We start from the raw sequence: 24798 nt of genomic DNA on the forward strand, positions 1-24798 counted from the left end.
CTACCTGACGCGATCGGCCGGCTCGACGCGCTACAGAAATTGACGCTGCTCCATACCGGGCTTCAGTCGCTGCCAGACAGCCTGGGGCAGCTGCGCCAGCTCCGCCATTTGCAGATCACTGGCGCGCCGGACCTGAAGACGCTGCCGCCCTCGTTGACGCGCCTGTCCAATCTCAGAACCCTTCAATTGGCGATGGTCCCGTTAGACGAATTACCCGCAGACCTTGGGCGCATGCAGGGTCTGCGCGGCCTCGCGCTAGGCCGCGGGCACTATGCGCGCCTGCCGGACAGCATCGTCGAACTGAGCCGGTTGAGCGAGTTGCGCGTGTCGCACTCGTCGCATTTTCGCCAGTTGCCTGAAAACATCGGCCTCATGCAGGGGCTCAGGTCACTGGAGGTGGCATCGAATTCCAAGCTGGAGCAGCTGCCAGGCAGCCTCACGCAGCTGCATCTGCTGGAAAAACTCGACCTCTCATCCAACCGCCGGCTGGCACACTTGCCTGAGGACATCGGGCAACTGCGCGGCTTGACGGAGCTGTCGCTGAGAAGTTGCACTGCGCTGCAGCAGCTGCCCGACAGCGTGGGGGATCTGGCCCAGCTGCAACTGCTGGACCTGCGCGACACGGGCCTGCAGACTCTTCCACAGTCGCTGGCACGACTGCCCGCTCAATGCGATATCAAGGTGCCGGATCATCTGGCAGACCGATTGCTGCAGATCCGCGACCCGGAGCGCGCGCAGCGCCAGGCACAGCGCGCGGCACAGCGGCTGGCCGAGCGGAGACGACGCGCGCCCGTGCCGGCGGCGCAACAGGCCGGGTCGTCGTGGAACCGCGTCCCCGAGTTCACGCGCGTGTTGCGCAGTGTCGATGCCGACCTGGGCGAGCGTTTCGAGAAATGGACGCAAGGCCTGATGCAAAATGCCAGGATCTTCGGCGCATCCATCACATCGGCCGACATGCCCCTGCTGGACCAGGTGGTAGCCGAGGCCATTCGGTCACCCGAATTCCGCAGCAGCTTCGGCCAATTCTTGAGCGACCACACCATCAAGACGCTCAACCTGGATGGCATGACGCAAGTGGGTGGGCGCGGGCCCGCCGTGCGAGGAGACGCCAAAACCGCGTTTGCCGAGATGCTCAAGCACAAGCTCATGCACACGCAGGACCACCAGACCGCACTGGGCCTGCTGCTGGAAGCACTGAGGAATTCCGACCTGGGGCTGTCCAGGGAGACGCTGCTGCGCAGCAGGAATGAACTCACCGGGCGTGTGGAAATGTGGCCGCCACTGAAGGCCTACATCTCCATGCACGATGTGGAAGGAAAAGCGGCGCAGGATGCGGCGATCACGTGGGCGATGGCTCAGTTTGACGAAGCGCATGAGGGTGTCATCGGGGAAGCGGAGGCCAAGCAGGAGTCCGAGCAGGCGCAGGCCAACGCGAACCGCTTCATCGAGCGGCGGGCGCGTGTACTGCTCCAGGAATGGGGCATCCATTAGACCCTGGCGCCCGGCGATGCTACTCCCGCAGTTGAGAATGGACAGGCATGCTGATGGTGTTGATCGCAGAACTCGGCGGGTGTTTGCCCGCCGCGTCCATGCAGTCGTTATCGGCTGCAGGCAACCAGCCAAGCGGCAGCGGTCTGTTTGCTCGCGTCGCTCAAACTGCGGAAGCCACGCATATCCAGGACGCCGCGTTGGTCGCTGTCGTTGCGGCGTTCCATGAAGCCGCTTGACTGCATGGGGCATCCATCTTCTGCGCTTCTGCGTTGAGGGCAGGTGCGCCCATCTATGCCCGATCAGCCTGGATGCCAATGGCTCCGGGTGGACCGTTCGCTGTGCAGGCAACAAAAAACCCCGATCTCTCGAGGGTTTTTTTTAATCCCAGCACAAGCTCTGGAACTGAACTGGTGCGCCCGGAGGGATTCGAACCCCCGACCAATGGCTTCGGAAGCCACTACTCTATCCGGCTGAGCTACGAGCGCCTGGCCGCGCATTATGCCAGAACAGCCGGCGTGCGCGTGATGGGGCCGGGCGACACGCGACCTGGCCAGCCACGGCGTCACTCCAGATGCAACGACACCGGCCTCTCGGCCCGGGCAGTCGTCGGGCGACACCGGACGCCCAGGTTCAAGCGCACAGGGTCCAGACGTGCAGCGGTGTGGCCATCTCAAGCGGCCGTCGCCAGAGGCAGCCTGCTCAACGTCCCCACCTGACCGTCAGCTTGGGCACGCGCCTGAGCGCGGTCACTGCCGAGCCTGCGTGGCAACCGCACCACCTGCCGCAGCCCACCCGCGCCAACGCCCGGCCCTGGCCGCTCGCAACCTTGATCGCTGCGGCCAGCCGCACCCCATGACAGCCGGCCATCATGGATGGCAGGGCATTGCCAGGATTGCCGCCCGCACAGCGCCCACCCCGCGCCCACATGACCACGGCCGAGCCGCGCTGCTACCCTTTGCCGCATGAGCAAGCATGGTGTCGAACAACTGCCCGCAGCGCGCGCGCTGACGTGGCCGCAGCGATTGGGCCAGTACTGGAAGCTGGTCCGTGGCGACCGCCCGATCGGGAGCCTGCTGCTGCTCTGGCCCACCTGGTGGGCGTTGTGGCTGGCTGCCGATGGCCTGCCGCCGCTGTGGACGCTGTTGGTGTTCACCGCCGGGGTGTGGCTGACCCGCTCGGCCGGCTGCGTGATCAACGATTACGCCGACCGCTGGCTGGATCCGCACGTGGAGCGCACCAAATCGCGTCCGCTGGCCACCGGCGCGGTCTCCGGGCGCGAGGCGCTGTGGGTCTTCGTGGTGCTGATGCTGGTGGCCTTCGCGCTGGTGCTCACGCTCAACTGGCTCACCGTGGCGCTGAGCGTGCCCGGCGTGTTCCTGGCCGCCAGCTACCCCTATCTCAAGCGCCATACCCACCTGCCGCAGGTCTATCTGGGCATGGCGTTCGGCTGGGGCATCCCGATGGCCTTCGCCGCCGTGCAAGGCCGCGTGCCGTTGCTGGGCTGGCTGCTGTATGCCGCCAACATCCTGTGGGCCACCGCCTACGACACCTGGTACGCCATGGTCGACCGCGACGACGATATCCGCATGGGCAGCAAATCCACCGCCATCCTGTTCGGCAGATTCGATCTGATCGCACAAGGCATCTTGTATGCGCTGATGGCCGCGACGCTGGTGCTGGTCGGCCTGCGCGCCGATCTCGGTGTGGCGTACTGGGCCGGTCTGGCCGTTGCGGCGCTGCTGGTCGCCTACGAATTCCGCATCGCCCGCCACCGCGAGCGTGGCCCCTGCTTCCGCGCCTTCCTGCACAACAACTGGGTCGGCCTGGCGATCTTCGTCGGCATCGCCGTGGCGGTGGCGGGGCGTTAGATTCGGGATTCGGGATTCGGGATTCGGGAATCCGTCGATTACAGACCAGATGTTGGGATGACGGGTGAGGGTTCGAAGCATGCGCGCATCTTTGACGGCTCTACTCCTCGTCTCGTCCTCCGCCGTCCACCCACCGAAGCCGCATCGCCATCCACCGCGCTGTCCTGTCAGGCAGCGAGCCCCTCTCCTGCGGGGCGAAAAGACACGGCTTGCGCGCCACTGGCGCGCGTGTCTTGGAGCGCCCGCGCCGCAAGCGTGGGCCGGGGCGCAGAGCGGGGGTTGGGGTGAGGGTAAGGGCGAAGCCTCGCGCACCTGACGCCGGCAGGCCAGATCACGGCACCCGCGCGCAGACCCACGCATCCACCCGTTGAACACCCGCCTTGCGCAAGGCCTTCGCCGCGGCGTGGAGTGTCGCGCCGGTCGTCATCACGTCGTCCACCAAGGCCACATGCGCCGGCAAGGCGCCGCGGGCCTCGAAGGCATCGCGCAGATTGCGCTGCCGCTCGACCGCGTCCAGTTCGGATTGCGGTGCGGTTGCGCGAACGCGTCGCAGCAACGGCAGGCACGGCAGCTGCAGCGCGCGGCCCAGCGGTCGGGCCAGCTCCAGCGCCTGGTCGTAACCGCGCTGGCGCAGACGCTGCCGGTGCAGGCTTACCGGCACCAACGCCTGCGGGCGCGGCAGCCCCACGCAGCGCCGGGCCATCAGTTCGCTGAGCAGGCGGCCTGCCGCCAGGTCCTGATGGAACTTGAACCGCCGCAGCAGCCCATCCACCGGCCAGCGATAGGTAAAACAGGCATGCACCCGCTGCAGCGGTGATGGGTGCTGCAGGCACTGCCCGCATAGCGCCACCGCGTCGGAGACGAACAGTTGCGTGGCGCAGCACAGGCAGGCATGGCCGTGATCGGGCAAGGCGGCGCGGCATGCGGGGCATAGATCGCCATCGGGCGTGCCGGCCTCCGCGCAGACCAGGCACAGGCTCGGCAGCAACAGCCGCAGCACCCGCTGCGGCCATCTGTAAACCGATCGAACCTGATTGAAGTTGACAGCCTCTTCCATGCTCACCAGACTGCCTGGCTTCCAAGCCGCTGACTGTCAGGAAACTCCGATGTCTGTTGTCGTCCGCCATGACTGGGATCGCAAAGAGCTGCAGGCGCTGTTCGATTTGCCGTTCCCGGAGCTGCTGCACCGCGCGGCCAGCGTGCATCGCGCGCACTTCGACCCGGCGCAAGTGCAGGTGTCCACCCTGCTCTCGGTCAAGACCGGCGGTTGCCCGGAAGACTGTGCGTACTGCCCGCAGGCGCAGCGTTACGACACCGGCGTGAGCGCGCAGAAGCTCATGGAGACCGAAGAGGTCGTGGCCAAGGCGCGCCAGGCCAAGGCCGCCGGCGCCTCGCGCTTCTGCATGGGCGCGGCCTGGCGCTCGCCCAAGGAGCGCGACATCCCCAAGGTCGCGGCGATGATCCGCGAGGTCAAGGCCATGGGCCTGGAAACCTGCGCCACGCTCGGCATGCTCGACGCCGGCCAGGCGCGTGCGCTCAAGGATGCCGGGCTGGACTACTACAACCACAATCTGGACACCGCGCCGGATTATTACGACTCGATCATCCACACCCGCCAGTACCAGGACCGCCTGAACACGCTGGAGCATGTGCGCGATGTCGGCCTGAAGACCTGCTGCGGCGGCATCGTCGGCATGGGCGAAACCCGCGAACACCGCGTCGGCCTGCTGCTGGCGCTGGCCACGCTGCCGGCGCATCCGGATTCGGTGCCGATCAACCAACTGGTGCAGGTACCCGGTACGCCGCTGCACGGCACCCAGCAGCTGGATCCGTTCGAGTTCGTGCGCATGATCGCCGTCGCCCGGATCGCCATGCCGAAATCGATGGTGCGCCTGTCCGCCGGCCGCGAGGCGATGAGCGACGAACTGCAGGCACTGTGCTTCCTGGCCGGTGCCAACTCGATTTTCTACGGCGAAAAACTGCTCACCACCGGCAACCCGGACACCGAGCGCGACCAGGCCCTGTTCCAGCGCCTGGGCCTGCGCCCGATGCAGATCACCGTGGATGCGGCCGAGCACGATCATCCCGGCACCGTCCATGCGGAGATCACCCGCAGCGCGGCCTGCGAGCACGCCGCCTGACCCGGCGCCGGGCGCCGGTCGTCGGTGGCGGCTGGGCGCCCCGAGCCCGGCACGCTACGCTAGCGGGCCTTCCCTGCCGTTGAACGCCCCCATGGCTCGCCCCGATCTGCACGAACGGATTTCGTCGCTGCGTAAATTGCGTGTGGCCCAGGAACGGGTGCGGGTGCGGCGACAGGTGGGGCGGCGCGATGGCGTGCGGCTGGAGATCGATGGCCGTTGGCTGACCGGTTTCTGTTCCAACGACTACCTGGGTCTGTCGCAACAGTTCGAAGTGGTCGCCGCGCTGCAGGATGCCGCTGCCCGCGATGGTGCCGGCGCCACCGCCTCGCATCTGATCTGCGGCCACCACACCGCGCACGAAACGCTCGAACGCGAAATCGCCGACTGGTTGGGTTATCCGTCGGCGTTGCTGTTCGGCAGCGGCTTCATCGCCAATCTGGCCGTGCAGCAAGCGTTACTCAGCGAAGAAGACGACGTCTGCGTGCAGGACCGGCTCAATCACGCCAGCCTGCTCGATGCCACGCGGCTGGCCGGTTGCCGGCTGCGGCGCTATCCGCACCTGGACGTGGAAGGCGCGATGCGCCAGCTCAAGGGCGCGCCCGAAGGCGCGGCGATGCTGGCCACCGACGGCGTTTTCAGCATGGATGGCGATGTCGCGCCGCTGCGCGCCTTGAGCCTGGTGGCACGCATGCAGCACGCGCTGTTCTATGTGGACGACGCGCACGGTGTCGGCGTGCTCGGTCCGCAGGGGCGCGGTTGCGTGGCCGATGCCGGGTTGGGCGTGGCCGAAGTGCCGTTGCAGTTGGTCACGCTGGGCAAGGCGCTCGGTGGCTACGGCGCGGTGGTGGTGGGCGAAGAGGCGTTGGTGCGCCATCTGGCCGAAACTGCGCGCCCCTACATCTACACCACTGCACTGCCGCCGGCGCAAGTGGCGGCCACCCTGGCGGCCGTGCGCCTGGCGCGTCGCGACGATTGGCGGCGTACGCGCCTGGTCGAATTGATCGGTGCCTTCCGCGATGGCGCGCGCAAGCACGGCTTCGAACTGATGGCCTCCGACACGCCGATCCAGCCGCTGCTATGCGGCGAGGAAGCAACCGTGATGGCGATGTCGGCTGCGCTCGAACACGCAGGTTTCATGGTTGGCGCCATTCGTCCGCCCACCGTGCCCGAAGGCAAGGCGCGCTTGCGCGTCACCTTGTCTGCGCTGCATACGCCGCAGCAGGTGCAGGCATTGATCGAGGCCATCGTGCAGGCGCGCGACGTGGTCAGTCGGCAGCCGCTGCGTGCCTCTGCCTGAGACACGCGGCAGTGCGTGGCTGGCCTGCATGCGAGCACGCGTTGGCCACTCAGCCAATGCAGCGATTGCACGACGCAGCTGCATGGCAGGCGACAACGGCGCGCTGACCGTGCATTGCGGGATGGATCGCCTGAATTGGACCCGCCGTGCAACCGGTGCGCGCCTGCATCCAATCGCACCCGGCCACTGACATGCCACTGGCGACACCTGGCACGGATACGGCGGCGCAACGTCGCGTGTGGGAAGCGTTGTCGCGGCTGTACCTGGACAGCGACAGTTGCGATGACGACGGCATCGCGCGCGTCCTGGCTGCCTCGCCCTTCACCCTGGACCAGTTGCGCACGATGTTGTTGTACGAAGTGCACCCGGTGCTGATCGGCAATCTGCGCAGCGTTGCCGGCGTCTGGGACGGCTTCGATCCCGACTGGCTGGCTGCGGCGATCCAGGCGCGGCGCGCACGGCGCCGACACTGGCCGGCGCGCTGGCACTGGTGCGGCCATGCGCGCGCGCAATGGGCACTGCTGGCTCCAAAGATCGTCGCACTGCGTGCAGCCGCCACGCATTGACGCCTGGGCGCTGCACCCACCATCGGATCTGCGTGCTTCCAATCGCCAGCGCGCATCCCACGATGCGTGCCGGCACGCCACAATCGGCGACAATGCGCGCATGCATATCGATGTCATCGGCCACGGGCCTGCGCTGGTTCTCCTGCACGGTTGGGCACTGCACGGCGGCGTGTTCGCACCGCTGGTGGAGCGCCTGGCGCCGCACTATCAATTGCATCTGGTCGACCTGCCCGGGCACGGCTTCAGTCGCGACGACAGCACGCCGCTGGCATTGCCCTATGTGGTTGCAGAAATTGCGGCCGCCACACCGCCGGCGGTCTGGCTCGGCTGGTCGCTGGGCGGGCTGTTTGCGCTGCATGCGGCCGCCACCCTGCCGCAGGTGCGTGGGTTGGCGATGATTGCCGCCACGCCGCGTTTCGTGCGTGGCAACGATTGGCCCAGTGCCGTCCAGCGCGAGGTGTTCGTGCAATTCGGGATCGAGTTGTCGCGCGACTACCGCGGCACGCTGGAGCGTTTTCTTGCGCTGGACACACTGGGCTCGGCGCATGCACGCAGCGAACTGCGCAGCCTGCGCGAGACGCTCACCGCGCGCGGCGAACCGGCACCGGAGGCGTTGCAGCAAGGGCTCGCCCTGCTCGAACGCACCGATCTGCGCCGCGCCGTGCCGCAACTCGCACGCCCCAGCCTGTGGATCGCCGGGCAACGCGATCGCCTGGTGCCTGCCGCCGGCATGCATGCCGCCGCCGCGCTCAGCCCACACGCGCAGGCGCTCACCATTGCCGGCGGTGGTCACGCGCCGTTTCTGGGTCATGCAGATCAGGTGAGCGAGGCGCTGCAACGCTTCGTTGCGTCCGTACCATGAGCCGATCGTCGATCATGCGACATCGCTGATCGAGGACACCTCGCATGGATCTGGGAATCGCTGGCCGCTGGGCGTTGGTCTGCGCCGCAAGCAAAGGGCTGGGTTTGGGCTGCGCACGTGCATTGGCCGGCGAAGGCGCCAATGTGGTGATCGCCGCGCGCGGCCGTGAGGCACTGGAGCACGCCGCCGACGCCTTGCGCGCACTGCCCGGCGCTGGCCAGGTGCGCAGCGTGGTTGCCGATATCGCCACGCCGGAAGGACGCAGCGCCGCACTTGCGGCCTGTCCGCAGGTCGACATCCTGATCAACAACGCGGGCGGCCCGCCGCCGGGCGATTTCCGCCAGTGGGAACGCGCCGACTGGTTGCGCGCGCTGGACGCCAACATGCTGGCGCCGATCGAACTGATCCGCGCCACCGTCGATGGCATGCGCGCACGCCGCTTCGGCCGCATCGTCAACATCACCTCCAGCGCGGTGAAGGCGCCGATCGACATCCTCGGCCTGTCCAATGGCGCGCGCGCCGGCCTGACCGGTTTCGTCGCCGGGCTCGCGCGCAGCACCGTGGCCGACAACGTCACCATCAACAACCTGCTGCCTGGGCAGTTCGCCACCGACCGTTTGCGCGGCAACTTCGCCGCCATCGCGCAGCAACAGGGCAGCAGTGCCGACGAGGTCGCCGAACGCAAGCGTGCGGGCATTCCGGCGGCGCGTTTTGGCCAGCCGGACGAGTTCGGCGCGGCCTGCGCCTTTCTGTGCAGCGCGCAGGCCGGCTATATCACCGGACAGAATCTGTTGATCGATGGCGGCAGCTATCCCGGCACGTTCTAGCGCGGCGCCTTGCACGCCCGATCGATTCCCTCCGCCCCTGCCAGGGGCGACAATAGCCTTGCCATGACCAGTACTTTCGATCCCCGCCACGTCCGGCGCGCCTTTGCGCGTGCCGCCAGCACCTATACCGCCGCCGCCGCGCTTCAACGCGAAGCGGAAGCCCGCCTGCTCGAATCCCTCGACTACCTGGGCGAGCAGGTGCCCAAGGTGGTGCTGGATGTCGGCGCCGGCCCCGGCCATGCCAGCGCTGCAATCAAGAAGCGCTGGCCCAAGGCACAGGTGATCGCGCTGGATCAGGCCATGCCGATGCTTCGCCAGGCGCGCAAGGCCGCAGGCTGGTGGAAGCCGTTCACGCAGGTGTGTGCCGATGCGCGCGCGCTACCGGTTGCCGACGGCAGCGTGGATGTGATCTTCAGCAATCTGTGCCTGCAGTGGGTGGAAGACCTGCCGGCCGTGTTCGCCGGTTTCCGTCGCGCGCTGCGCCCGGGCGGGTTGCTGCTGTGTTCCACCTTCGGCCCGGAAACGCTGATCGAATTGCGCGAGGCCTTTGCGCAGACCGACCCGGCCCCGCACGTCAGCCGCTTTCCGCCGATCGCCCAATTCGGCGATGCCCTGCTGATGTCCGGGTTCCGCGACCCGGTGCTGGACCGCGACCTGTTCACCCTGACCTACAACGACCTGCCCGCACTGATGCGCGAGCTGCGTGCGATGGGAGCAACCAATGCACTCAGCAACCGCCGCGCCACCCTGACCGGACGCGGTCGCTTCGCGGCCGCCAGCGCGGCCTACGAACCGCTGCGGCGACCGGACGGCACCCTGCCCAGCTCCTGGGAAGTGATCTACGCCCATGCCTGGGCACCGGCGCCGGGCGCGCCCATCCGCGAACACGGGCATGAGGTCGCCAGCGTGCCGGTCAGCGCCATCCCGATCCGCCGCCGCATCGACTGAACGGCGGTGCAGAACGCCGGTCCGCGCGCATCCACTGCCGGTGAGACACAGCGTATTGCGCCCATGCCACTGCTCAGCGGTCAGGCTCGGCGGTGACAGTTGCTAGAATTCTGAAGTGACCGGCCGCACTTCCTTCGTTGCGGCTTACCTTGTTCGATGGTGGCTACCGACACGACGCAGCAGTGCTGCGTGCGTTTCTTGGCAGCCACTCTCACGTTTGCGGCCCCCCGCCCCCAATCGGCCTCCCTCATGTTGAAGTGGCTCCTCATCGCGCTGTTCATCGCATCGGCGCTCTACATCCATTATCGCGGTCGCGTGCGGCACCGGCTCAGCCGGCAGTTGCTGGACCATTCCACCTTCATGGCCCCCATCAACACACTGATGTACCTGTGTTCGCGGGTGCCGACCACCCCGTTCATCGACCCGGGCAAGGAATTTCCCGAGCTGGCGCCGCTGCGCGCGAGCTGGCCACTGATCCGCGACGAAGCGGTGGCGTTGCAGCAGATGCAGAAGATCCGCGCTGCCGAAGGCTATACCGACATCGGCTTCAATTCGTTCTTCCGGCGTGGCTGGAAGCGCTTCTATCTGAAGTGGTACGGCACCGCGCATCCGTCTGCCGCCGAATTGTGTCCGCAGACCACCGCCTTGCTGAAATCCATTCCCACGGTCAAGGCCGCGATGTTCGCCGAGCTGCCGCCGGGCAGCGAACTTCGCCCGCACCGCGACCCGTTCGCCGGCTCCATGCGCCTGCACCTGGGCCTGGCCACACCGAACGACGACCGTTGCTTCATCGACGTCGACGGCCAGCGCCACAGCTGGCGCGATGGCGAGTGGACCATGTTCGACGAGACCTATATCCATTACGCGCGCAACGACACCGACCAGGACCGCATCATCCTGTTCTGCGATATCGAACGCCCGATGCGTTGGCGCTGGGCGGCGGCGGTGAACCGCTTCGTCGGCCGCAGCCTGCTCTCGGCCGGCGCCTCGCCCAATCAGGAAGGCGACAAGACCGGCGGCATCAATCGCGTGTTCCGCTATTTCTACGCCGCCCGCCTCAAGGCCAAGGCGCTGAAGGAACGCAACAACCCGCTGTACCAGGTGCTCAAGTGGAGCATCTTCATCCTGGTGGTGGTCGGGATCGTGTTGCTGTAATTCCCGCCTACCCGCGTAGAAGCGCACCCGGGCGCGAGCGTCGTCGTCGATAACGCTTCATCGCACCCAGGTGCGCTGTTACGCAGCGCTGGTCGATGCGCTCAGCGCGATACCTGCGCAATCCATTCCTGCAGGTTGTAGTAGTTGGTCACGCGGGTGATCTTGTCGCCGCGCACGTCGAAGAACGCACCGCCCACCAGCACATAGGTCTGCCCGTTGGCCTCCGGCAGGCCTTCGTCGGTGGTGTGATAGACGCCATGCACCACGTACTCGGCACCGACCCGGGTGCCATCGTCGTTGGCGATGACGACCACATCGCGCAATTGCTCGCGGTAGCTGTCGTTCATGCGCTGCAGGAACGCGGCGAATGCGTTGCGGCCGATTTCGCGCGGACCTTGATTGAGGTCGTGGGCGACGTCCTCGGCCAGAAACGCCAACATGCCGTCCCAATCGCCACGGTTGAATGCTGCGTAGTAGGCCTGCACCAGGCCAATGGCGTGTTGCCGATGGGTCTCGCTCATGCTCGAACCTGCCCGCTGGGAAAGCCGCATCATAGGCCTGCGGTCACGGCCCTTGCACCACCAGATCGCGGTGGAAGTAGTACACCTCCTGTAACAGGAAGCGCCAGCTGGTGTGGAAGCTGCGAAACCGCGTGCTCGGCGTGGACGAAGCCAGCGCGTCGATACCCAGTTCCTGGCTCAGCCGCAGCGCGCGCGCCATGTGCAGTGGGTCGCTGACGATGATCGCCCGATGCAGGCCGTGCCGCTCCATCAGCGTGCGCGCCTGTTCCAGGTTCTGCCGGGTGGTGCGCGAGGTGGTTTCGATCACGATGGCCTCCGGCGGAATGCCGTGGCGCAGCGCGTAGCGTCGGGCCACCTGCGATTCGGCAAAGCGTGCGCCGTTGCCGAAGCCGCCGGTGAACAACAGCCGCGGCGCGTAGCCCTGCGCGTACAGGTCCAATGCGTGCCGGATGCGTTCTTCGAACACCGGCGAAGGGCGCGCATCGTAGGCGGCCGCACCCAGCACGATGATCACATCGGCCGGTGCGGCCTGATCGCGGTCGCCGATCCACACGATCCAGCCTGCCACGGTCACCAGCCAGATCAGCGCCAGCATGCACAACCGCCAGCCCCAGCCCCACAGGCCGAGCCCGCGTGAGCGCCTGCTCACGCCACGGCCCAAGGCAAGGCATCCAGATCGACATTGCCGCCGGACAGGATCAGCCCCACCCGCTGCCCGGCAAACCGTGCCGGCTGGGCCAGGACCGCGGCCAGGGCGATCGCCGAAGACGGCTCGACCACTTGCTTGAGCAACTGCCAGACCAGCCGCATCGCCTGGACGACCGCCGCATCGTCCACCGTGATCACCTGTGCCCCGGCGCGCTGCAGCACTGCAAAGTTGGGCGCGCCCAAGGTGCCGCGCAGGCCGTCGCAAATGGTGTCCGGCACGAAATCGACCAGCCGCTGCCCGGCCGCCAGCGAACGCGCGGTGTCGGCTGCGCCGGCCGGCTCGGCCAGTACCAGCCCGCAGTCCGGCGAGGATTGCAGCGCCAGTGCGGCGCCGGCCGCCAGCCCACCACCGCCGACCGGCGCCACCAGCACATCCAGCCCGCCGCTTTGGTGCAGCAGCTCCAGCGTGGCGGTGCCCTGCCCGGCGATCACTGCACGATCGGTATACGGGTGCACCAGCGTGGCGCCGCTGCCGGCCTGCACCTCGGCGCACATCTGTTCCCGCGCCGCGATGGTCGGCGCGCAACGCCACAACGTGGCGCCGTTCCGGGAGATATTGGCCAGCTTGGCCGCCACCGCGCCCTCGGGCACCACCACATGGCAGCCGATGCCGCGCGTGCGTGCGGCAAGCGCCAGCGCCGCGCCGTGGTTGCCGGAGGAATGCGTGACCACACCATGCGCAGCCAGCTCATCCGGCAGCGACCACACGGCATTGCAGGCACCGCGGAACTTGAATGCGCCACTGCGCTGCAAATGCTCGGCCTTGAAGAACAACTGCGCACTGCTGAGCGCGTCCAGACTGTGCGATGTCAGCAACGGTGTCGGCGCGCAGTGCGGCGCAATCCGCGCAGCGGCCTGCAGGACGTCGGAATGGGCAAGGGGGACCGTCTCGATCATGCCTGCAAGATTAACGTATCGCCTCCTCTTCACGGGTCGCACGCAGTGCCGCCGCGCATGCTGGATCGATGACAAAGCGTCGCAATGCCGCACAATTAAGGACCGATTCAATGCATCGGTTCGACAGTGGCATCATGGTTGCAGGAGGGCACCATCCATGAAATTCCGTCTGATCTTCGCCGCCGGGCTCTTGGCCCTGGGCGGCTGCGCAACCTACGACTACACCGGCGGTGGGTCGGGCGGCTATTACCGTGGTGCGCCTGCCGTGCAGTATCGCTATCCGCCCGGCTACTCCCCGTACTTCTACGGCAATCCGTATGGTTTGCCATATGGGTATGGCGCCGGGTCGATCGGCCTGTACGACTACCCTGTGTATCCGGTCTATCGCGGTGGTGGCGGCTACTACTACCGGCAGTACGATCGCCGTCCGCAGTACCGTCCGCCGCGCCCGAACGGCTCGTTCAACAATGGGCAGCGCCCCGGCGGCTCGCGGCCCCAGCAACCCAATCGCCCGCCGGCAACCGGCGCGCCGCCGTCGCGGCCGCCACCGCGTATCGGCGCGCCGCCGCGCGTCATTCGCGAGATCCAGCGGCAAACCGCGCCGCGCAACACACGCGAACAGATTCCGTGAGAGGCTGACTGCGACCTGGCCCACACTTGGCGACATTGGGGGCTTGCGTTCAGCTGACGATTGGCCGCAAGCTAGGTGCTCTGTGTGACCCGCCACGTCATTTTTTGACCGGGCCAGCCCCACTGACGACTTATGTCGATGTCCGACAGGGAAATCTGGATCCCCCCTGTTCCGGCCCTGTCGGATATCGGCGCCTACAACACAGAAAGCCCCGGCATGCCGGGGCTTTCTGTTTTTGTTTCGATGGTTGCCAAGCAGGCTGCAGCGGAACGGGCGCGTGCTCCATTTCGCAGAAACCTTAAAAAATAAGGGTCGGCAGTCCCCCGACTACCGACCCTTACGCTACCCCATCGCACGCGCGGCTGGCCCCTGTTCCAATTCCAGCCTTTGCGCCCATGTCGCAATGCCACGACGGGTGCAGTAGGGATATCCGCACGAAACATGCCAACTTGAGGGTCACTTACGTAAATTGTGATTTTCATCACAATTTATAGCGAACGAGTGACCTCGCCCGCCCTTCAGCCGATACTTTCGCGGCCGTTTTCCTTTTCCCGCTCCTGGTCCACGCCCATGTCCGACTCCTTCTATCGCTACGACGTCATCGTGATCGGTGGCGGTCATGCCGGCACCGAGGCCGCCCTGGCGTCTGCACGCACAGGGGCGCGCACCTTGTTGCTCACCCACAACATCGAGACAGTGGGCGCGATGAGCTGTAACCCGGCCATCGGCGGAATCGGCAAGGGCCACCTGGTCAAGGAGATCGACGCACTCGGCGGGGCGATGGCACGCGCCGCGGATCTGGCCGGCATCCAGTGGCGCACGCTCAACGCCTCCAAGGGGCCGGCAGTGCGTGCCACGCGCTGCCAGGCCGATCGCAACCTGTACCGCACTGCGATCCGCTGCATCGTCGAGGCCCAGCCCAACCTGACCGTCTTCCAGGCGGCAGTGGACGACCTGATCATCCACAACGGCACGTCCGAAGCCGACAGCGTGCGCGGCGTCATCACCCAGACCGGGCTGCGTTTCCAAGCGCCTTCGGTGGTGCTGACCGCCGGTACGTTCCTGGCCGGCAAGATCCATGTCGGCGAAACCCAGTACGCGGCCGGGCGCATGGGCGACCCGCCGGCCACCACGCTGGCCGCGCGCCTGCGCGAGCGCCCGTTCGCGATCGACCGGCTCAAGACCGGCACCCCGCCGCGGATCGACGGGCGCACCCTCGATTACGGCGTGATGGCCGAGCAACCCGGCGACGACCCATTGCCGGTGATGTCGTTCATGGGCCAGGTCAGCGACCATCCGCGCCAGGTCAGCTGCTGGATCACCCAGACCACCGAACAGACCCACGAGATCATTCGCAACGCGCTGCACCGCTCGCCGCTGTATTCGGGGCAGATCGAAGGCATCGGCCCGCGCTACTGCCCGTCGATCGAAGACAAGGTGGTGCGTTTTGCCGAGAAGACCAGCCACCAGATCTTCGTCGAACCCGAAGGGCTGGAGGTGGCCGAGATTTATCCCAACGGTATTTCCACCTCGCTGCCGTTCGATGTGCAGCTGGCGCTGGTGCGCTCGATCCACGGCTTTGCGAACGCGCACATCACCCGCCCCGGCTACGCCATCGAATACGACTTCTTCGACCCGCGCGGGCTCAAGGCCTCGCTGGAGACCAAGGCGGTGGGCGGGCTGTTCTTCGCCGGGCAGATCAACGGCACCACCGGTTACGAAGAGGCCGCCGCCCAGGGTCTGCTGGCCGGACTCAATGCAGCGCGCCACGTGCAGGGGCTGCCGGCGTGGTCGCCGCGCCGCGACGAGGCCTACCTGGGCGTGCTGGTGGACGATCTCATTACCCACGGCACCACCGAGCCGTATCGCATGTTCACCAGCCGCGCCGAATACCGCTTGCAGCTTCGCGAGGACAATGCCGATGCGCGGCTGACCGGCGTCGGGCGTGCGATGGGCCTGGTGGACGACGCGCGCTGGGCGCGCTTTGCGGCCAAGCAGGAGGCCGTGCAACGCGAAACCGCGCGGTTGTCGACGCTGTGGGCCACACCGGGCAATGCGCTGGGCCGCGAGGTGGCCGACGCGCTGGGCGTGACGGTCAGCCGCGAAACCAACGTGCTGGATCTGATCAAGCGCCCGGAGCTCACCTACGCCACCTTGATGCGGGTGCCGACCCTGGGCCCGGGCGTGGACGATGCGCAGGTGGCCGAGCAGGTCGAGATCAGCGTCAAGTACGCCGGTTATCTGGATCGCCAGCGCGACGATATCGCGCGTCAGCAACGTCACGAAACCACGCCGATCCCGGAAGGCTTCGATTACGCCAGCGTGCGCGGCCTGTCGATCGAAGTGCAACAGAAACTCGAACGCGTGCGCCCCCAGCACATCGGCCAGGCACAACGGATTCCCGGCATGACGCCGGCGGCGATCTCGCTGCTGCTGGTGCATCTGGAGCGCGCGCGACGCAGCCAGGTGGCGTGATCGACGCGACGATCGCTGCCCGTCGGCAGCGATCGCCGGGCCATCCATCCCTCTGAAGGCAGCAGTGAGCGCGCCAGTCATCGCGAAACGATGGCGTGTGCCGATTAGCGAACATGCGGGCGAGCAAAGGCGACCTGAGCCGACCGAACGGTCGAAGCGGACTCAAGCGTTATTGCTATGATTTGCCAACGACGACACATTTCGACACATGAACGCATCTCGCACGTTACTGCCGGCGATGTTTCGCAGCGCCTGCGCCCTGCTGCTGTTGACCCTGGCATGCAGTTGGCCGGCGCATGCCAGGACCGAAGAAGACGGGCGTTACTGGCTGAGCGTCTATGCGCAAGGCAAGCTGCCGGTCGAAAACCTGTACTGGAGCATGGATGTCCATCCGCGCTGGCGCGAGGAAGGCGAACAGTTCGATCAACTGATCTTGCGCCCTGCCGTGTTCTATCGGCTCAATCCCAAAGCCAGTGTCTGGATGGGTTACGACACCATCATCAGCCATCCGGCCGGGCAGCCATCCAACCGCGAGAATCGCTGGTGGGGGCAATTTCAATATCAATTCGATCCGATCGCCGAGATCACCATTACCAGCCGCACGCGCCTGGAACAGCGTCACCGCGAAGGCTTCGGCGATGAAGGGTATCGCGTGCGGCAGATGATCCGCGCGGTGCGCCCCAGCGGGTTCAGTCCGCAATTGTCGTGGGTGGCGTTCAACGAAGTGTTCGTCAATCTGGATCAGACCCGATGGGGCGCACAACGCGGTCTCGATCAGAACCGGGTGTTTGTCGGCATCAACTGGAAATTCAATGCCATTGCCAACGCCGATGTCGGTTACCTGAATCAGTTCGTCAACGCGCGTACGGTGGATCGGGAAAACCACGTCCTGATGACCACGTTCCGCTTCAATTTTTGAGCATCACGTGCGCGTGGGCCAATGCAGGGCGAAGTTGAAAGCGCTGCGTTCAATCGACCCCGGCGACATGCTGACTGGTTTCGATAGGACCTGCGGGTTGCCGACGAGCCACCGATGACGACCGTGACGGTTCGCGTGGTGCACAGCGCCCTTGGCGCCCACACAGCTGCCGGCGCACGGCTGCACCCAGGTGTTCTTTTTGCGAGGCGAGCCCGCACGCGGTGACACACGCCCCGACGCTGCAGTGACACCGCCACAGGTGCGGCAGCGCGTGCCTCGGCACGGCTGCCGCAGGCTGTCAGGCGGCCCTGCGTTCGATCGCGGGCAGCAGGCGCTGGCGTAGCGTCAACGCCGCCAGGTCCAGCGTTTCACCGGCGGCACGCAAGACGCTGCCCATGTTGATGAAACCGTGGATCATACCCGGGAAACTATGCAGGGTGACCTCCACTCCCGCCGCACGCAGGCGCTCGGCATAGGCGCGGCCTTCGTCGTACAGCATGTCGCGGTCGCAGACCACGACCAGCGCAGGCGCAACGCCGGCGACATCCGGCGCCAGCATCGGCGAGACACGCCAGTCGTTGGCCACCGCCATATCCGGCAGCAGATGGCGGTTGAAGAATTCCACCGCTGCCGCAGTCAACGGTGGCAGGCCGGCATTGAGCGAGCGCGATGGATACACGCCGCTGTCCTGGCGCGCGTCGGTCAGCGGATAGACCAGCAGCTGGCAACGCAAGGCGATGCCGGCATCGCGCGCGGCCAGTGCGGCAACCGCGGCCATGGCGCCGCCGATACTGTCGCCGCAGACAGCAAGGCGCTGCACATCGGCGCCGACCATGTCCGGGTGCGCAGCCAGCCAATGCAACGTCGCGATGACATCTTCCACGCCGGCCGGCGCCGGATGCTCGGGGGCCAGACGGTAATGGATCGCCAGCACCTGACAGCCAGCACGCGCCGCCAGTTGCCGGCACACATCGTCATGCGATTCCAGATCGCCCACCAGACCGCCGCCGCCGTGCACGAACAGGCAGGTCGGGGCTGGGCCGGCCGCGAGCCCCGTGGGGCGGTACAAGCGCAAAGGCACTGCACCGGTGGCGGCGTCGGCCTGCAGATCGCGTACCTCGGCCATCTCGATGCGCGGGAAACCGAACTGCGCGCCCACCGCGCGCATCATCGCGCGCGCGCCTTCGATCGGCAGGGTTTCCATGGGCGGCTGCGCCGCCTCTTGAAGCTGGGCGAACAGACGCACGACATCAGGATCAAACGACATGACGAACTCTCCGATAAGCGATGGTCGAGCTTGCCAGATTGTTATGAACCATCACTATTCAAATCGTTAACCAGTACCGACGAAAAAGGCCGGCGGGCCGGGCACGCACGCAAAAAAGCCCAAAATTGCTGGAAAAGTGGCCGCACACGCGCAGATTGGCCGCTCGGCGATGTCGCAATGACTGCAGCGTGCGCGCTGAATTTGCTGCGCTGCATCGCAACCAATGCGCTGCTGCTGCGGCCTGGCGGCCGGCGCAGCGGCCTGTTGGCACTTCCTAGTCGTTGTCTTCGGCAGCCGCTTCGCGGCCTTGCTGGCGAATGAGGTTTTCCTGGCGCGCATCTTCGATCGAGGCACGGACGGCGCGTACATCGGCGCGGCGGGTGTCGAATTTGAAGCGACCGGTGAGCACGCTGTCCGGGCGCAGTTCGCCCTTTTCGAACAGCGCCCACATCTCTTCGCCGTAATGGGTGTCCAGCAGCTCGGGCGCGAAACGGCCCAGGCAGTCGCGCAGGTTGTGCACGTCGCGCAGCAGCATGTCGCGCGCGGCATTGTTGCCGGCGGCACTGACCACCTGCGGAAAGTCGATCACCACCGGGCCATCGGGCGAAACCAGCACGTTGTATTCGGACAGATCGCCGTGCACCAGGCCCAGCGACAGCATCTTGACCACATCGCCGATCAGGCTGGTGTGGAAGGCGCGCGCCTGCTCGGGTTCCAGGTCCACCTCGCCCAGCCGCGGTGCGCTGTGGCCGGCGTCATCGGTGACCAGATCCATCAGCAGCACGCCGTGGAAGTAACCGCGCGGTTTGGGCACATGCACCCCGGCATCCACCAGTTGATAGAGCGCGTCGGCTTCGGTGTTCTTCCAGGCGGTTTCGGCTTCCTTGCGGCCGAACTTGGTGGCCTTGCCCATCGCGCGGGCCTGACGGCTGCCACGCACCTTGCGGCCTTCCTGGTACTGCACGCGCGCCTGGAAACTGCGTTGCGCCATGTCCTTGTAGACCTTGGCGCACAGGATCTCGGCGCCTGCGCTCACGACGTAGACGGATGCTTCCTTGCCGCTCTTCAGTGGTCGCAACACTTCGTCGATGACGCCGTCGTCGATCAGCGGCTGCAGGCCGTTGGGGGTTTTCATGGACTAAGCGCACCGATCCGTCACAAACCAGCGGCGATTATGCGGCAAGCAGGGTGAAGCGCTTACATGCCCACGCACAGAGTGTGAGCCGGGGCATACCATGGCGCGAGCGCTTACCATGCACGGACCTGTCCGCTGCCGCACTCCTATGCCCGAGCCCGCCTCCAGCCGCCGCAAACGTCCCGCCACCGTGGTTGCGGCCGGCAGCGATCGCGGCCTGCCGCATGAGCTGATGCAGCAGATCGCCGCCGCCCAGGGCGATCCGGACTTCATGACCTCGCTGGGGCGCGGGCTGGTGGTGCTGAGCGTGTTCGCACAGCATGCGCGCGAAGTGACGATGTCGCAGATCAGCCTGGAAACCGGCATCTCGCGCGCAGCCGTCCGGCGCGTGCTGCATACGCTGGCCAAGCTGGGCTATGTGGGCGAGCAGGGACGTGGCTACGTGTTGCTGCCGCGCGTGCTGGGCATCGGTGGCGCGTACGCGGCGTCTTCATCGATGACCGCGGCCGCACAGCCGGTCCTGGACGGCCTGCGCGACCAACTGCACGAATCGTGTTCGCTGGGCGTGCTGGATGGCGACGATCTGCTGTACGTTGCGCGGTCGGAAACGGTGCGCATCATGTCGATCGGGCTGCGCCCGGGGACGCGGCTGCCGGCCTACTGCACATCGATGGGGCGGGTGTTGCTGGCTGCGCTGCCCGGCGACACCTTGCAGGCGTATCTGGAACGCACCACCTTGCGTCCGCGGACCGACCGCACGGTGACCCAGGCCTCGGCGCTGCTGGAGGTGCTGGCGCGCACGCGCCGCGAAGGCATGTGCCTGACCGATCAGGAACTGGAAATCGGCCTGCGCTCGATCGCCGTGCCGGTGCGCAACCTGCGCGGCGAGGTGATCGCCGCGCTCAACATTGGCGCCCAGGCCGGGCGGGTGAGCCTGCAGACGATGCAAACGCAGTTGCTGGAACCGCTGAAGCAGGCGGCGCAGCGGCTGGGAACCTTGCTGAGTTAGCGCAGCACCTTGCGTTGGCGCGGGCGTCGCCCGCGGGGCATCTGACCTGCCCCTGTGCTGCATAAGCGCTAGTGGCGCAGTGGTGGCTGGCAGAGGTCAAAAGCAATCGCGTCCACGCATTGCGCGCGTGCCCGACGTGCATGCGAGGCTGCACATCGCAAAGCGCCAGGCCAGGCCTGTTCGAATTGATCGCCACTTGCTGTTGCACGCGTCCCGACCCAGGCGGCAAACAAGACGTAGCGAGCAGTCGGCAGATGGATGCGGATGACGCACAGGAACCGCAATGCACGAGGTTGCAATGCCGCACCGGGCACCGACCACGCCCGCCTGACGGCCGCGCAGTCTTTTGTTGACGGCTCCTAGCGCGGCCGGCGCAGAAAGCTCACTACCGCATCCACCCACGCTGCGTGGCTGTCTTCGACCTGGGCCACGTGGTCGGCGTGCGGCAGGGTCACCCAGCTGCGATCTTCGCTGCGCAGGCGTGCGTAGAGATGCGCGTTGTCTGCCTGGGTGGCGATCGGGTCGTCGACGCCGCGCAACAGCAAGACCGGCACCGTCGCGACTTGCTCGGGATGGAAGGCGAACTGCTCCATGGCGCGCCAGTCGGTGCGCACCGGGTCCGCTGCCAGCGCCTGGGCGACGTAAGCCGCACGCACGCCCGGTGGTGCCGCATTGGCGGTGATGAAGTCCTCACCGGCCGCAGCGGCCGTGGTGGGTGCGCGCAAGGGCCGATCTGCCGGAACCGCCGGCGCAGGCGCTGCATCCACGTCATCGGGGAAGCCAAACAACACCAGGGCAGACATCGCCTGCGGTTGCTGCTGCGCGAGCAGCAACGCCACCCGCGCGCCGTTGGAATAGCCCAGCAATGCCGGCGGCGGCAGGCCGGGATGGGTCTGCGCGACCCAGGCCAGCACATTGCGGACATCGGCCACTGCACGGGCGGGCGTATTCCAGCCCGTGCGGTCGCGTGGGCTGCCACCGTAGCCGCGCAGATCCACCGCATACGCGGCAAACCCGGCTTGCGCGAGCGCTGCAAGGACAGAGCGCGCGTCACGCGGCTCGCCAGGCACCTGCAAATCGAAGTTGGGCAATGCGCTCCAGGTGCGGCCGTGCACCAGCACGATCGTGCCACGTGGCTGCGCGGGCACGCGCGACCACACCGCCAGCGTCTGGCCATCGTCGGTACGCACCTGCGCCAACACGGTGCCGGGGCCGGGCTGCGGTTGTGCGTGCAGCGCCGCGGTTGCCAATGACACCACCAGCAGGCAGACCAATCGATGCAGCATGCGATGTCTCCGGTTGCGGTGGGCTGAGCGCCGCCAATACGCGTGTGCGCGCAGTCGGCAGGCGATTTTGGACGGCGCGCCAGGCACCGCAGTGTACGAGTGGTCCACGCCGCACCGGGTACCGACCACGCGCGCCGGACGCTGAGCGCAGTCGGTTTGCCCGCCGCCCTGAGACCACTCTTACCGCGGTTGCGCCGCCGATGCTGCGCCAGCGTCTGCCGCCTGTTCTTCCAGGATCGGCCTGGCCAGCACGAACGCGTGGTTGGCGGCCGGCACGCCGCAGTAGATCGCCGCCTGCAGCAGCACTTCCTTGATCTGCGCAGGCGTGACGCCGTTGTTGCGCGCCGCACGCACGTGCAGCTTGAATTCTTCGTCGTGGCCTAGCGCGATCATCATCGACAGGGTGATCAGCGAACGGGTGTGGGCCGGCAGGCCGTCGCGGGTCCAGATGCTGCCCCAGGCATAGCGGGTGATCAGGTCCTGAAATTCTTCGGTGAATTCGCTACGCCCGGCCAGCGCACGGTCGACGTGCGCATCGCCAAGGACGCGTCGGCGTTCGCGCATGCCGGCTTGATAACGTTCGTCTTCGTGCATGGGGTGTCCTTGCAAGGTGGGAAAGCTCACTGGCCCTGAAGAAAGCCGAGTACCGCCTGGTTGAACGCGGCCGGCGATTCCAGGTTGCAGATGTGGCGGCCAGGCACCTGGGCGTAATGCCCGTCCGGCGCGGCATAGGCGATCTCGCGCAGGTCAGGCGGCGGGCACACCGGGTCGTCGTCGCCGGCCAGCGCCAGCAGCGGCAGGCTCAGCCCGTCCAATGCGCCGCGGAAGTCCGCATCGGCCACCGCCTGGCAGCAGGCGATGTAGCCGGCAGGCGAAGTGGACACGAAGGCAGCAGCGATCATGTCCAGCCGCTGCGCATGGCTGATGGCAAATTCGGGGGTAAACCAGCGCTGCAGCGTGGCATCGATCAGCGTCGGAAGGCCTTCGCTGCGCACCTGTTCGATGCGGGTTTCCCAGGTGGCGGCACTGCCGATCTTCTGCGCGGTGGCGCACACCACCAGCCGGCGCAAGCGCTGCGGTGCATGCAGGCCCAGCCACTGGCCGGTGAGCCCGCCGATCGACAGGCCGCAGAAATCGCTTTGCGCGATCTCCAGGGCGTCCCACAGTGCCAGCACGTCCTGACCCAGGTCGGCGACGCTGTACGGGCCGGGCGGCGTCTCCGAATACCCATGGCCGCGGCGGTCGTAGCGCAGGATGCGGTAGTGCGCAGCGAAGGCTTCGAGCTGCACGTCCCACATGTGCAGATCGGTGCCCAGCGAATTGCAGAAAGTCAGCCAGGGGCGTCCTTCGGTGCCGTCCAGGCGGTAGTGCAGGCGATGCGTGGGCAACTGGAGATAAGCCATCGAGGCACCGTCAACAGGAAGAAGATCCAGCCAGCACGCGGTCGATCCACACCGAGGACATGCCGCGCCAACTTGCGCTATCGAACACTGCCTGCAGTTGCGCGTGCGTGAGCACCGCGCTCACCTGCGCGTGCTCGCCAAGCACCTCGCGCAAATGCCGTTGCTGCGCCTGCGCGCGCAGCGCGGCCTGTTCCACCAGGGCGTGCGCCTGCGGCTTGCCCAGGTGTGGCGCAAGCGCGAACACGGCCGCCTCGGCGTAGAGCAGCCCGCCGTGGCTGTCTAGATGCGCCTGCATGCGTGGGCGATCCAGTTCCAGACCCGACAGGCACAGCTGCATCTGCGCCAGGCTGCCGGCGGTGAGGCAGACGATCTGCGGCAAGGTGTCCCACTCGGCATGCCATTGCCCGGCTGCGCGCTCGTGCGGCTGCGCCATGGCGCTGAACAAGGTGGCGACCAGGCCCGGTACGCGGGTGGCCGCAGCCACGGCTGCCACGCTGGAGACCGGATTGCGCTTGTGCGGCATCGCCGAGGAGCCACCTTTGCCGGCGGCGGCCGGCTCGAACGCTTCGCCCACCTCCGTTTGCATCAGCAACACCACATCGCCGCCGATCTTGCCCAGCGTGCCGGCCAGCAGACCGAAGGCGCAGCCGACCTCGACGATGCGGTCGCGCGCGGTATGCCAGGGCAGCGCGGGCAGCGGCAACGCCAGGGCGCTCGCCAGCGCCTGCGCCACTTCCAGGCCACGGCCCTGCAACGAGGCCAGGGTGCCGGCCGCGCCGCCGAACTGCAGCACCAAGGCATCGTGCCGCAAGGCGTGCAGGCGCCGCTGCGCACGCTGCAGGGCGTCCAGCCAACCGGCGACCTTGAGCCCGAAGGTGACCGGCACGGCCTGCTGCAGCAGGGTGCGACCGGGCAGGCCGGTGTTGCGCTCGCGTTCGGCCAGCACCGCCAGATCGGCGCACAGGGCGTGCAGACGCGGCAGCAGCAGATCGAGAGCGGCGCGCAGCTGCAGCACCATGCCGGTATCGATGACGTCCTGGCTGGTGGCGCCCCAGTGCACCCAGCGCGCGGCGGCGTTGTCGTGCGCGGCCACCTGCGCGGTCAACGCCTTGACCAGCGGAATGGCGGGATTGCCGGCCAGCGCCGTGGCCTGCGCCAGCGCGGCCAGGTCGTAGTGCTGCACATCGCAGGCAGCGGCAATGGCCTGCGCGGCCTCGGCGGGAATCACCCCGCACTGCGCCTGGGCGCGCGCCAGCGCCGATTCGAACTGCAGCATCGCCTGCACGCGCGCGGCATCGTCGAACAAGGCCTCGCACGCAGGCTCGCCGAACAAGGATCCCAACAACGAAGATGTCGCACTCATGCATTGCATCTCTAGGCGAGCCGGCAGCA

25 protein-coding genes, 1 tRNA gene and 1 other RNA gene are annotated in these 24798 nt (G+C 67.0%); 15 read left to right on the plus strand and 12 right to left on the minus strand.

All coding sequences use genetic code 11. The features are described from left to right. Positions 1-39: 39 nt before the first annotated feature. Both xopAE and J7396_RS04820 read left to right on the plus strand, forming a co-directional pair. On the plus strand, positions 40-1491 hold the full coding sequence (gene xopAE / locus J7396_RS04815) for a type III secretion system effector XopAE (protein WP_209261181.1): 1452 nt from the start codon (positions 40-42) through the stop codon (positions 1489-1491). Between the two features lie 47 nt (positions 1492-1538). Next, positions 1539-1727, plus strand: a complete 189-nt coding sequence (locus J7396_RS04820) for a hypothetical protein (RefSeq protein WP_209261191.1) — start codon at positions 1539-1541, stop codon at positions 1725-1727. Between the two features lie 172 nt (positions 1728-1899). Here J7396_RS04820 and J7396_RS04825 read toward each other — a convergent pair. Then, positions 1900-1976, minus strand: a tRNA-Arg gene (locus J7396_RS04825). Positions 1977-2453: 477 nt separating this feature from the next. Here J7396_RS04825 and ubiA point away from each other — a divergent pair. Further along, positions 2454-3359, plus strand: a complete 906-nt coding sequence (gene ubiA / locus J7396_RS04830; protein ID WP_011346086.1) for a 4-hydroxybenzoate octaprenyltransferase — start codon at positions 2454-2456, stop codon at positions 3357-3359. A 331-nt stretch (positions 3360-3690) separates the two neighbouring features. Here the strand turns inward: ubiA and J7396_RS04835 are convergent, their stop codons facing one another. Then, positions 3691-4416 (minus strand): ComF family protein, encoded by a 726-nt coding sequence (locus J7396_RS04835; protein ID WP_011346085.1) that lies wholly within the window; start codon positions 4414-4416, stop codon positions 3691-3693. Positions 4417-4465: 49 nt separating this feature from the next. On the opposite strand from J7396_RS04835, the gene bioB reads away from it, so the two are divergent. The 7 genes from bioB to lpxO all read left to right on the plus strand — a co-directional run bounded on the left by bioB (position 4466) and on the right by lpxO (position 11155). Continuing rightward, on the plus strand, positions 4466-5500 hold the full coding sequence (bioB, locus tag J7396_RS04840; RefSeq protein ID WP_005912728.1) for a biotin synthase BioB: 1035 nt from the start codon (positions 4466-4468) through the stop codon (positions 5498-5500). Beyond that, positions 5424-6797 carry an 8-amino-7-oxononanoate synthase gene (gene bioF / locus J7396_RS04845; RefSeq protein WP_031420792.1) on the plus strand — a complete coding sequence of 458 codons (1374 nt, stop codon included), beginning with the start codon at positions 5424-5426 and terminating at the stop codon, positions 6795-6797. The genes bioB and bioF overlap by 77 nt, the downstream gene beginning before the upstream one ends. 191 nt (positions 6798-6988) lie before the next feature. Beyond that, the gene (locus J7396_RS04850; RefSeq protein WP_209261076.1) at positions 6989-7363 is read left to right on the plus strand and encodes a hypothetical protein; all 375 of its coding nucleotides are present in this window, start codon (positions 6989-6991) and stop codon (positions 7361-7363) included. 100 nt (positions 7364-7463) lie between these two features. After that, entirely contained in the window at positions 7464-8225 is a 762-nt protein-coding gene (gene bioH / locus J7396_RS04855) for a pimeloyl-ACP methyl ester esterase BioH (protein ID WP_014089124.1), read from the plus strand. A gap of 44 nt (positions 8226-8269) precedes the next feature. Beyond that, positions 8270-9052 (plus strand): SDR family oxidoreductase, encoded by a 783-nt coding sequence (locus tag J7396_RS04860; RefSeq protein WP_209261077.1) that lies wholly within the window; start codon positions 8270-8272, stop codon positions 9050-9052. A gap of 63 nt (positions 9053-9115) precedes the next feature. Continuing rightward, positions 9116-10000 (plus strand): malonyl-ACP O-methyltransferase BioC, encoded by an 885-nt coding sequence (bioC, locus tag J7396_RS04865; RefSeq protein WP_029818399.1) that lies wholly within the window; start codon positions 9116-9118, stop codon positions 9998-10000. A 249-nt stretch (positions 10001-10249) separates the two neighbouring features. Continuing rightward, the gene (lpxO, locus tag J7396_RS04870) at positions 10250-11155 is read left to right on the plus strand and encodes a lipid A hydroxylase LpxO (RefSeq protein ID WP_008578114.1); all 906 of its coding nucleotides are present in this window, start codon (positions 10250-10252) and stop codon (positions 11153-11155) included. A gap of 101 nt (positions 11156-11256) precedes the next feature. Here the strand turns inward: lpxO and J7396_RS04875 are convergent, their stop codons facing one another. Genes J7396_RS04875 through J7396_RS04885 form a run of 3 tightly spaced genes read right to left on the minus strand, consistent with a single transcriptional unit; the run spans position 11257 to position 13281 of the window. Then, the gene (locus tag J7396_RS04875) at positions 11257-11676 is read right to left on the minus strand and encodes a nuclear transport factor 2 family protein (protein ID WP_008578113.1); all 420 of its coding nucleotides are present in this window, start codon (positions 11674-11676) and stop codon (positions 11257-11259) included. A gap of 43 nt (positions 11677-11719) precedes the next feature. After that, the gene (locus J7396_RS04880) at positions 11720-12337 is read right to left on the minus strand and encodes a YdcF family protein (RefSeq protein WP_209261078.1); all 618 of its coding nucleotides are present in this window, start codon (positions 12335-12337) and stop codon (positions 11720-11722) included. Further along, positions 12322-13281: a pyridoxal-phosphate dependent enzyme gene (locus J7396_RS04885; RefSeq protein WP_209261079.1), complete on the minus strand. Its 960-nt coding sequence runs from the start codon at positions 13279-13281 to the stop codon at positions 12322-12324. The genes J7396_RS04880 and J7396_RS04885 overlap by 16 nt, the downstream gene beginning before the upstream one ends. A 157-nt stretch (positions 13282-13438) precedes the next feature. Between J7396_RS04885 and J7396_RS04890 the strand changes: the two genes are divergently transcribed. The 4 genes from J7396_RS04890 to J7396_RS04905 all read left to right on the plus strand — a co-directional run bounded on the left by J7396_RS04890 (position 13439) and on the right by J7396_RS04905 (position 17306). After that, entirely contained in the window at positions 13439-13912 is a 474-nt protein-coding gene (locus J7396_RS04890; protein WP_005912746.1) for a hypothetical protein, read from the plus strand. A gap of 132 nt (positions 13913-14044) precedes the next feature. Beyond that, a complete protein-coding gene (locus J7396_RS04895) occupies positions 14045-14221 on the plus strand; it encodes a hypothetical protein (protein WP_011346080.1) in 177 nt (58 codons plus the stop codon). A gap of 261 nt (positions 14222-14482) precedes the next feature. Next, complete coding sequence (gene mnmG, locus J7396_RS04900; protein ID WP_071118613.1) at positions 14483-16387, plus strand: tRNA uridine-5-carboxymethylaminomethyl(34) synthesis enzyme MnmG; 1905 nt, start codon at positions 14483-14485, stop codon at positions 16385-16387. Between the two features lie 238 nt (positions 16388-16625). After that, positions 16626-17306: a DUF2490 domain-containing protein gene (locus J7396_RS04905; protein ID WP_014089118.1), complete on the plus strand. Its 681-nt coding sequence runs from the start codon at positions 16626-16628 to the stop codon at positions 17304-17306. Positions 17307-17604: 298 nt separating this feature from the next. Here J7396_RS04905 and J7396_RS04910 read toward each other — a convergent pair whose 3' ends face one another. Further along, positions 17605-18573 carry an alpha/beta hydrolase gene (locus J7396_RS04910; RefSeq protein ID WP_065628731.1) on the minus strand — a complete coding sequence of 323 codons (969 nt, stop codon included), beginning with the start codon at positions 18571-18573 and terminating at the stop codon, positions 17605-17607. 274 nt (positions 18574-18847) lie between these two features. After that, positions 18848-19708, minus strand: coding sequence for a PA4780 family RIO1-like protein kinase (locus J7396_RS04915; protein ID WP_008578107.1), 861 nt, complete (start codon positions 19706-19708; stop codon positions 18848-18850). A gap of 148 nt (positions 19709-19856) precedes the next feature. Between J7396_RS04915 and J7396_RS04920 the strand changes: the two genes are divergently transcribed. Then, positions 19857-20717, plus strand: a complete 861-nt coding sequence (locus J7396_RS04920) for an IclR family transcriptional regulator C-terminal domain-containing protein (RefSeq protein ID WP_014089115.1) — start codon at positions 19857-19859, stop codon at positions 20715-20717. 224 nt (positions 20718-20941) lie between these two features. Here J7396_RS04920 and J7396_RS04925 read toward each other — a convergent pair. The 5 genes from J7396_RS04925 to J7396_RS04945 form a co-directional block, all read right to left on the minus strand. Then, a non-coding RNA gene (locus J7396_RS04925) (sX9 sRNA) lies at positions 20942-21016 on the minus strand. Positions 21017-21076: 60 nt separating this feature from the next. Further along, positions 21077-22003 (minus strand): alpha/beta fold hydrolase, encoded by a 927-nt coding sequence (locus tag J7396_RS04930; protein ID WP_008578105.1) that lies wholly within the window; start codon positions 22001-22003, stop codon positions 21077-21079. A gap of 180 nt (positions 22004-22183) precedes the next feature. Further along, entirely contained in the window at positions 22184-22597 is a 414-nt protein-coding gene (gene pcaC, locus J7396_RS04935) for a 4-carboxymuconolactone decarboxylase (protein WP_122273396.1), read from the minus strand. Between the two features lie 26 nt (positions 22598-22623). After that, a complete protein-coding gene (pcaD, locus tag J7396_RS04940; protein WP_011346074.1) occupies positions 22624-23406 on the minus strand; it encodes a 3-oxoadipate enol-lactonase in 783 nt (260 codons plus the stop codon). Between the two features lie 10 nt (positions 23407-23416). Continuing rightward, entirely contained in the window at positions 23417-24769 is a 1353-nt protein-coding gene (locus J7396_RS04945) for a 3-carboxy-cis,cis-muconate cycloisomerase (RefSeq protein WP_042773779.1), read from the minus strand. Between the last annotated feature and the right edge of the window lie 29 nt (positions 24770-24798).

Source organism: Xanthomonas sp. A1809, from assembly GCF_017746015.1.
Lineage (GTDB): Bacteria > Pseudomonadota > Gammaproteobacteria > Xanthomonadales > Xanthomonadaceae > Xanthomonas > Xanthomonas euvesicatoria.